We start from the raw sequence: 2,852 nt of genomic DNA on the forward strand, positions 1-2,852 counted from the left end.
GCGTCCCCGTCCTCGGGCGCGGGGCTCCGATCAGCAATGAGCATTCAGTTGGGGGTGTAGCCGAGGAGGCGGGAGTTCTTGACGGTGGCGGGTTCGGTGACCTGGGCCTTGATGGTGCGGTCGGGGTTGAGCAGGGTGAGTTGGTTGGTGCCGTTCTTCGTTCGGACGAGGATGTCGCCGTTGGGTTGGAAGAGGATGGCGGTGATCGAACCGGTGACGGGCAGGGTGAGGTTGTGGCCGGTGCGGGTGTCGATGATGGTGTTGGCGAACAGGTCCCGGCCGATGTCGCCGTCGGGCTGGTCACCGGTGCGCTGGTTGACCGCGATCAGGCTGCCGTCCGGGGAGAGGCTGTAAGGGTCGCAGCTACGCCGCCGTTGCGGGTTCGCGGCACTGTTCGGGTCGCCGAAGACCGGCACGGTGCGGGCGTTGCCGCCATCGGCGTCAGCCGTGGCGATCTTGCAGGTACCGGTGGCGTATCCGAGGTGTTGTCCATCGGCGGACCACAGGAGATGGATCGCCTCCTGGGGCTGGTGCGCCAACGGGGTGAAGTTGCCCGACGCGATGGTGATGATCCCCATGGTGACGTTGCCGCCAGCGACGCCCTTCACGACGAGCAGGCGCTGGGAGTCGGGCGACCAGGCCGGTTCGTACCCGACCTCGATGCTGCCGCGTAGCACCGTGCGGCGGTGCTGCCCGTCGCGGTCGGCGACCAACACATCGCCGCTCTCGTTAACGAAGGCGATGCTGGCGCCATCCGGGGACACGTTCGCCCCGTACGCACCCGCACTCAACACCGTCTCTACGCCAGACCTAGTCAACCGAACCAGCCGATCAGAATCTGCGTAGTACAACCAACCCGGCAACCCCACGATCGAACCCGTGATCGGCTGGGTACTGGATGGCGACACTGGCGGAGACGGGGAAAGTGACGGAGGCGCGGATGGATTCGGCGAGGCAGCGGCGGACGGCGTCGCCGACAGCCCGACGGCCGGCGTGGGTCGGTTCGTTCTGGGCTGACCCAGCTGCCAGGTGAACCCGCCGGCCAGTGCCAGCGCGACGACCGCGGCGGCGCTCCTGATCAGCGCCTGGTTGCGGCCGATCCGCTTCGAGCGGGCCAGTGACCGGTCGAGGAAGTCCACCGGCTCCGCCTGGTCGCTGATCCGCGCGAGGCTGTCGCGCAGTAGGTCGTCGTTCATCTTCCGGTCCCCTCTGTGGTCCGGAATTCCCTGAGCTCCGGCACGAGCTTGCGCAGATGCTCAAGGGCCCGCGCGGTCTGGGTCTTGATGGTGCTGACCGATACGCCGAGCATCTCGGCCGCCTCGGCCTCTGTGTGGTCCTCGAAGTATCGAAGCACCACGACCGCGCGTTGCCTCGGGCTGAGCGAGCGCAGCGCCCGTTCGACGGTCATTCGCTGGGTGATCGACTCGGCGTCGTCGTGGCTGCGGCGGTCGCTCGCGTCGGGGAGGTCGCCGGGCAGTACCTCGGCCACCTTGCGCCGCCGCCATACGGAGACCTGCAGGTGGTACATGATCCGGCGGGCGTAAGCCTCGGCGTTGCCGGTCTCGTGGAGCCGAGACCAGGCCCGGTGGGTACGCGCGAGGGCCTCCTGTACCAGGTCCTCCGCCAGGTGCTGATCGCCGGTGAGCAGGTAGGCCGACCGGACCAGGGCATGACTTCTGGCCCGGACAAACGTGGCGTACTCATCGTCGCGGGTACCCATGCCTGATCCGATCGACGGCGAAACGTGCGCGGCTTGGGAGTCTAGCCGCGGCATCGTCGGTGTGAGGACCGGCATCGGAGCTCCGAGGATCGGGCGGCCCCGCGACGCCGGGAGGCGCCGCGGGGCAGGAGGGTCAGTTGGGGGTGTAGCCGAGGAGGCGGGAGTTCTTGACGGTGGCGGGTTCGGTGACCTGGGCCTTGATGGTGCGGTCGGGGTTGAGCAGGGTGAGTTGGTTGGTGCCGTTCTTCGTTCGGACGAGGATGTCGCCGTTGGGTTGGAAGAGGATGGCGGTGATCGAACCGGTGACGGGCAGGGTGAGGTTGTGGCCGGTGCGGGTGTCGATGATGGTGTTGGCGAACAGGTCCCGGCCGATGTCGCCGTCGGGCTGGTCACCGGTGCGCTGGTTGACCGCGATCAGGCTGCCGTCCGGGGAGAGGCTGTAAGGGTCGCAGCTACGCCGCCGTTGCGGGTTCGCGGCACTGTTCGGGTCGCCGAAGACCGGCACGGTGCGGGCGTTGCCGCCATCGGCGTCAGCCGTGGCGATCTTGCAGGTACCGGTGGCGTATCCGAGGTGTTGTCCATCGGCGGACCACAGGAGATGGATCGCCTCCTGGGGCTGGTGCGCCAACGGGGTGAAGTTGCCCGACGCGATGGTGATGATCCCCATGGTGACGTTGCCGCCAGCGACGCCCTTCACGACGAGCAGGCGCTGGGAGTCGGGCGACCAGGCCGGTTCGTACCCGACCTCGATGCTGCCGCGTAGCACCGTGCGGCGGTGCTGCCCGTCGCGGTCGGCGACCAACACATCGCCGCTCTCGTTAACGAAGGCGATGCTGGCGCCATCCGGGGACACGTTCGCCCCGTACGCACCCGCACTCAACACCGTCTCTACGCCAGACCTAGTCAACCGAACCAGCCGATCAGAATCTGCGTAGTACAACCAACCCGGCAACCCCACGATCGAACCCGTGACCGGCACCGCAGGTGACGGCGAGGCGGCCGCCAGGGGCGGCGGCGATGAGACCGCCGGTACCGAGGACGGCGTCTGGCTTCCGGCGACGGCCTGGCCGGTGCCGCAGGCGGCCGTCAGCAGCATTGCGGAGCCGGCCGCGAAGGCGGCGGTGGCTAGGAG

At 68.3% G+C, this 2,852-nt stretch carries 3 protein-coding genes; all 3 read right to left on the reverse strand.

What is annotated here, in order from left to right; all coding sequences use genetic code 11:
* Positions 1 to 44: 44 nt before the first annotated feature.
* Positions 45 to 794 carry a TolB family protein gene (locus tag ACFYM6_RS36070; RefSeq protein WP_387282015.1) on the reverse strand — a complete coding sequence of 250 codons (750 nt, stop codon included), beginning with the start codon at positions 792 to 794 and terminating at the stop codon, positions 45 to 47.
* 398 nt (positions 795 to 1,192) lie between these two features.
* The gene (locus ACFYM6_RS36075) at positions 1,193 to 1,720 is read right to left on the reverse strand and encodes a SigE family RNA polymerase sigma factor (RefSeq protein ID WP_387282016.1); all 528 of its coding nucleotides are present in this window, start codon (positions 1,718 to 1,720) and stop codon (positions 1,193 to 1,195) included.
* A gap of 133 nt (positions 1,721 to 1,853) precedes the next feature.
* Positions 1,854 to 2,603 carry a TolB family protein gene (locus tag ACFYM6_RS36080; protein WP_387282015.1) on the reverse strand — a complete coding sequence of 250 codons (750 nt, stop codon included), beginning with the start codon at positions 2,601 to 2,603 and terminating at the stop codon, positions 1,854 to 1,856.
* Positions 2,604 to 2,852 lie beyond the last annotated feature (249 nt).

This window comes from Micromonospora sp. NPDC006431 (assembly GCF_042870725.1).
In the GTDB taxonomy this organism is placed as follows: Bacteria; Actinomycetota; Actinomycetes; order Mycobacteriales; family Micromonosporaceae; genus Micromonospora.